The sequence below is a fragment of the Corynebacterium sp. genome, assembly GCF_030535495.1.
GTDB lineage: Bacteria > Actinomycetota > Actinomycetes > Mycobacteriales > Mycobacteriaceae > Corynebacterium.
Map to the genome: position 1 here is coordinate 1 of NZ_JAUNRW010000121.1, position 5626 is coordinate 5626.

Sequence of the window (5626 nt, forward strand, 5' to 3'; positions counted from 1 at the left end):
GCGATCGTCCAGGAGCCCACCACGAACACGATCGCGAGCGCCAGCAGCCCGAGGACCGAGAAGAACAGGATGACCGGCGAGGGCCCACCGACCACGACGGTGCGCGGCGCCGGTCCCGCGCCGTGCGCCTCACTTCTCACGGCGAGAGGGTATCCATCGGCGTGCCTGGTGTGGTGCACCATCTGCTCCTCAGAAGTCCAACGCCCGGACGGGCGGCACTGTCACTCCCTACGAGGGCGCTGGGCGCCGGGATGTTCCACCGCCACCGCTGACCGATCACGTGGCGAGGGTGCCAATCACCACTCCCCCGAGAGCGAGGCCGACTATTACGACGACGTAGGTCGCGGCGATCACTGCTGGCCCCGCGATCAGCCCTATCCCCTGCCGCCTGATCCCCGACCACGGAGTACACAGACCGCCCACCACGGCGGGTGCGAGGAAGCACCACACCGCGGCGTCCTCGTTAGCCGGGAGGACGACCAGAAGGACCAGCCCGCACCAGAGGATCGACGCGCACAGGGCGGCGAACGCGGTCCAGGGCGCAGTCTTAAGCTCGTCGATCACAGCGCATCCCCTGCCAGCGACACGAGTAGTCCGACAATCAACATTGCGGCCGCAGCGCCGATCCACCGCCCGCTGTTGCGTGCAGTTCCTCGGATACGCCACGCGAGTCCGGCGCAGGCCGCTCCGCACAGGATCGACACAGCCGCCAGTGCGCCGCGGCCGAACCACTCGAGATCGATCACGGAATTTCCGAGCCCGGCGGTCACGCCGACCAACACGAGCGTCCACACCGGTACTGCGAGGGCACATGTGACCCCTGCGGTCCACCACTTCGTCGGGTTGGCATGGTTACCACCCGCTGTGTTCGAGCCCGCCGTCATCGTTGAATCACCGACCAAGCGCCGCCCACCACAACGATGCCGACGATCCCCACGACGAACGTCGCGATCACCACCAACGGTCCGAGCATCAGCGCGATCCCCTGCCTTCGGGCCGGCCGCCAAGGGAGGAGCAACGCTCCGATGATCGCGGGTAGGAGAAAACTGACCATCGCGCCGGAGGGGGATTCCCTTGCCCACCACGTGTATCCCAGGACGCTCGCGAGTATCGACGCGCACAGTGACAGCAGTACCGAGACGGGTGCCGTCGTCACCTCGCTCCTCACAGCAGCCCCGCGGGATCAAGGGACTGGATCCCGAAGAACGCCGCTCCTACCACGATGAATGCGCTGGCAAGTCCGGCGAAGCGTCCACTTGTCCGAAGGTCTTCCCGTGTCATTCTCGCTCCGAGAACGAGTGCCAGCGCTACGACAGACCACAGGACCGCTGGCGCCCACGTCAGCGGCACATCGTTCAGACCCGACATCTGGGCAAGCGCCTGCAGACCGTACAGGACGGGCCCGAGAAGGGGTACCGCGACAGCGCAGGTGATCATTGCGCCCCACCACCTCGTAGGCGCGGGATTCACGTCACCTTGTGGGTTCGATAGGTGTGACGACGACATCGTCAGTGTCCTTTCCGAGCGCAGTGGAGCCGGGCCGCGTCGTGATCACCGTGTCGGCAATCGGCGCTACATCCTCAAACGGTCTGAGAAGGCTCGGATCTCCGAGAGTATGGCTGAAGGGGAGGCCGACGAGGGGGCCGAACTGGGCCAACCCGAGAGGATCAGCAGCCTGGTCGGTCACGAGCGTGGTGACCGCCCCGTCGTTCGCGTGGTGGTAAGCCTCGAAGGCGGGATAGTTGGACCTGGATCCACCGATCACGAGCTGGCCGTCCTCAGTGGAGATCGCAATGTCGCCACGCACGCGGTGCGTGGGCCGACCTTCATTGAGCGCCAGTGGGTTGCCGGCATCGTAGGCGATACTGACGTCTCCGTTCGTCAGCTGCTGAACCCGAATGTCGGGTGTTCCCACCTCCACTTTTCCGTTCTCGGAGATCGATGGATTCTGCCGAGCCACTACTACACCGGACTCGTAGTCGACGATGAGTTCCACCCTTGCGTTGCCCACTTCGGCATCCGACGTGGGCCCGCGCGAATCACCAAGGTCGTAGTCAGTCGGACTGTTGAACACGCTGTACGCGGGTATGTAGAGGTCCATCGTCACCACGCCCTGCCCCGGGACCGGCCGGATCCGCCCCATCACGACAGTGGCCTCGACTCCCTGGTTCTTCTCCGCCTCCGAAGTCGGATCCAGCATTGAGGCGGTGAGCCAGTCCGCAGGAGTCTCCGGCGACCGGCCGGTGGCGCGCTCGAAGGCGGCCGCCTGATCCAACCGACGGCCTGCATTTGCAGCGCGCGTCATGGCTTCGGTCACGAGCTGCGCGCACGCGGCGTCCTCGTCGACGAGGAACCGCACCGCCGCGTCCATCTGTTCCTGGCGCTCGATCATGGCCTGCCGCACCTTCTCTGAGTTGGTCTCCGAGGTGGGGATCAGCGCCATCGGCGAGATGTTCACCGCCCAGTCGTCATGGACTACCAGGCCGTGCGGGTCGTTCTCGATGTCCACGGCTGCGTTCTCGGCTGCGACCTTCGCGAACTCGAGTCTCCGACCGACGGTACGCAGAGTGTCGGCCACGTCCTCCAGTTCGAAGGCGAACTTCCGTGCAGATTCTGCTTCTTCCGCAACCCTCTCGCGGCACGCGTCGGCAGTGTGACCTGCCCACGAGGGGTCGGCGCGGTCCGGTGCGTTCCTGGCCAGGGCGACGGTGTCGTGGAAGCTGTTGCGAACTTCGTCGAGGTCGGAAGCGGCCTGCACGACGTCGTCCGTGCGCCAGGTAGCAAGAACCGGGCGCGTGGGTGCGTTCATCTCGCACCGTCGATTCGTCGGAGCGTGGCCGCGAAGTCCGCATCGGCGGCCTCGGCGCTGTCCGCCGTGTGCCGCGCCGCGTACGCCATCGAACGGAAGCGGGCGGCGGTGCGCGCCACCCCGGTGTCGAGTAGTGCGCGTGCACCGGCCATCGCCGCCGCCGTCGCCGCGCCAGGTAGCGACCCCGCCCCCATCGACACGGCGCCTCCCGGGTCCAGTCCATCCATCGAATCCGCCAGCCGATGCCACGACGAACCGAGCCCTCGCAGCAGGTCGGGATTCACGCGGATCCCCGCTCCTGGTGCCGTCATCCTGCCTCCTCGCCCGGGCGCGCTCTGCCCGGTCACCGTGTTCGACGCCTCAGCTCTCCGTCCGGTTCCCCCACAGCGTGAACTCGCCCCGTTCGAGCCGGCGATCACCCCCTGACCAGAACCGCCCACGACGGGCCGGGGAGGGCACCACAGGTCACACGGGGTACCGCATGTGGATCGGAGTGACGACGAGGTCTGGCGGACGCTCAGCGGCTTCGCGCACGACACGCCGTTCTTCGCGCACTCGCCCGACCCCATTCACCACACGGCCCCCACAGGCCCCACGCGTAGCCGCCTACGCCCGACTTGTGAGCGACACGCCCGGCGAAAGTGCGCGACATCCCAGAGCGTCGTGGGGACCATGTGGAGATTCTCGACCCCCGCCTCGAGGTGAGCTCACCACGATCACGCGCGCGGTGGCACCCTGACCTGACCGGACAGGCCGGAGACGATGCGGGAAGGACGAGCATGGGCAAGCGCTACGAGATCAAGCGCGGCGTCGACCGCGACACCATGGCCAACAACTTCAAGGCGATGTGGCACAACAGCCCCGGGATCCGCCTCCGGCTTTACCTTGTGCTTGCGCTCATTCTGGGTGCGGCCCTGTGGTGGACAGTGTCGTCACTCTGGACGATCGTCTCGGCACTCATTGCCGCCTGACGGCCGGTCACCTTAGATCCGCATCGCTCGGCACGGCTCGCGCCGACACGCCCCTACCGCGCGAGCTGCCCCTCGATCGTGAAGCTTCCACGGACCGACCGATACTCGGCGCTCACGGCGTCGGCGCCCTCCCTGGTCGACGGCCGGTGTGACAAGGCAGGTGGCCCCTATGGCGTACGGGGCAAAGCCCGACCGTTAGAGCCGCGGCGCCATGAGCAGGGTGACGGTGGAGTCGGTGCGGTGCTCGTCGATGCCGCGACCGAACCAGCCCCGACGACGAGGTCCGTCGCCATCAACCGACTTCAGAACCCAGCTCGCCCCCACTTGCGCCTGCGCCCCGACCGCTGGCCCAAAGGTTCGATGATGAGACACAATCACGCACGTGACGAGTCATCTACGACCCGCAAGCGCCTGGGCACTCTTCATTGCTCTCTCGCTACTACCTCGTGCGCAGAACCGGAATCTACGAGCACAGCGCAACACGCGGTTCGCACTACGCCTTCAGCTTCCACGCATTCCCCAACGGAAAGCTCTGAACCTTTGCTGGAGCCGACGACCAACGAATCAAGAGAGAGATCGGCCGTTGCGCCCACCTCACTGAGTGAGCCAAGTTGGCAAGTCGCTTCCGTCGTTGAATACGGCGATATCCGCTCCAACCACTTCATCCCGCTGAGCGACGGAAAACTGATCACTCCCGCTCTGGTGGGCACTAATCTCACACACGCTTGCACGACGACCGCCGGGAATGGCAGACGTATTCCAGATCGTGGCCTCGACGGTAATGCTGCTATGTCATACGTCAAGACCGCGTTCTCACCGGGCACGAAAGTGGCTTACCGCTATTGGCCCCCTCGCGAGGGTTTTCCGAACTACCCCGCCAGAGCAGAGCTATTTCGCGTGGACGACCAATCCCAGCCTGTGGGCACGGAGTTGTCAATCGAGCTAATCTCGCGCGGTTTGGCATATCCCGATAATGAACAGGCTCACTCCGCACCACGTTGGGTTTCACCGATACCAGAGCAGGGCGAGACTACTGATGCGTGGAAAGCCAGGTACCAGCCTCTTCAAGCGTGGTCAGACGCCACAACCACCAGGTGGAATAAGCTCATCGAGGAATTTGTAGTTGCCTGGAACAATGGCGCAGGCCTCTTCTCGATGTGCAATCGATAATGCTGACCCCACTGAGCCACCTTGTTGACACCGAAGGCATTGCCGGCCCAAGACTTCACTGATTGATCACGAGCAAACAGCTGCTAATTGATTCACGTCGCGACATGTGTCCCGGGCCGAACTCGTACACACCCCTACCGCGCGAGCTGCCCCTCGATCGTGAAGCTTCCACGGACCGACCGATACTCGGCGCTCACAGCGTCGGCGCCCTCTCGGGTCACGTGCCACGACCCGCCTTGGTCGCATCCGCCGGAGGTGATGGTCTGTCGGTAGACGCGGGTGCCGTCGACGTCACCGGCGGGGACGAGCCGACCGGAGCATCGCAGGGTCGGGTACGTGACAAACGAGCCGTCGTTGGAGAAGGTCAGGGAGACCGGGTACTCGGCGTTGGCCTGCTGAGGTCCGCGCTGGGCCACCACGCCTGTGTAGGTACCGCCGTCGGGGGCGGCCTCGGACACCGACCACGGCCGCGGCTCGGGCGAGCTCGTGGGCGAGGTCGTGGATGGAGTCGAGCTGGTCGGCGCGGGCGAACTCGTCGGCGCCCCGGAACTGGTCGGCTCGGCCGGACTCGTCGCGGCGTCGGTGCCCGACGGGCTCCCCGACTCCCCCGACTCGCCGGCCCCCGTGGCGTCCGCGGACTCCGACTCCCCGCCGGCCGTCTCGGCGCTCGTCTGCT

At 65.8% G+C, this 5626-nt stretch carries 6 protein-coding genes; 1 reads left to right on the top strand and 5 read right to left on the bottom strand.

Going from position 1 to position 5626, the window contains the following annotated elements:
• Positions 1-276 precede the first annotated feature (276 nt).
• The 4 genes from Q4F73_RS11060 to Q4F73_RS11075 form a co-directional block, all read right to left on the bottom strand.
• Positions 277-564 carry a hypothetical protein gene (locus tag Q4F73_RS11060; RefSeq protein ID WP_303359401.1) on the bottom strand — a complete coding sequence of 96 codons (288 nt, stop codon included), beginning with the start codon at positions 562-564 and terminating at the stop codon, positions 277-279.
• Positions 565-880: 316 nt separating this feature from the next.
• Positions 881-1156 carry a hypothetical protein gene (locus Q4F73_RS11065; protein WP_303359402.1) on the bottom strand — a complete coding sequence of 92 codons (276 nt, stop codon included), beginning with the start codon at positions 1154-1156 and terminating at the stop codon, positions 881-883.
• 315 nt (positions 1157-1471) lie between these two features.
• Positions 1472-2758 (bottom strand): hypothetical protein, encoded by a 1287-nt coding sequence (locus tag Q4F73_RS11070; protein ID WP_303359403.1) that lies wholly within the window; start codon positions 2756-2758, stop codon positions 1472-1474.
• A gap of 47 nt (positions 2759-2805) precedes the next feature.
• Positions 2806-3120: a hypothetical protein gene (locus tag Q4F73_RS11075; RefSeq protein WP_303359404.1), complete on the bottom strand. Its 315-nt coding sequence runs from the start codon at positions 3118-3120 to the stop codon at positions 2806-2808.
• A gap of 468 nt (positions 3121-3588) precedes the next feature.
• Here Q4F73_RS11075 and Q4F73_RS11080 point away from each other — a divergent pair, with 468 nt between their 5' ends.
• A complete protein-coding gene (locus Q4F73_RS11080) occupies positions 3589-3780 on the top strand; it encodes a hypothetical protein (protein WP_303359405.1) in 192 nt (63 codons plus the stop codon).
• Positions 3781-5084: 1304 nt separating this feature from the next.
• Here Q4F73_RS11080 and Q4F73_RS11085 read toward each other — a convergent pair.
• The gene (locus tag Q4F73_RS11085) at positions 5085-5366 is read right to left on the bottom strand and encodes a hypothetical protein (protein ID WP_303359406.1); all 282 of its coding nucleotides are present in this window, start codon (positions 5364-5366) and stop codon (positions 5085-5087) included.
• Positions 5367-5626: the final 260 nt, after the last annotated feature.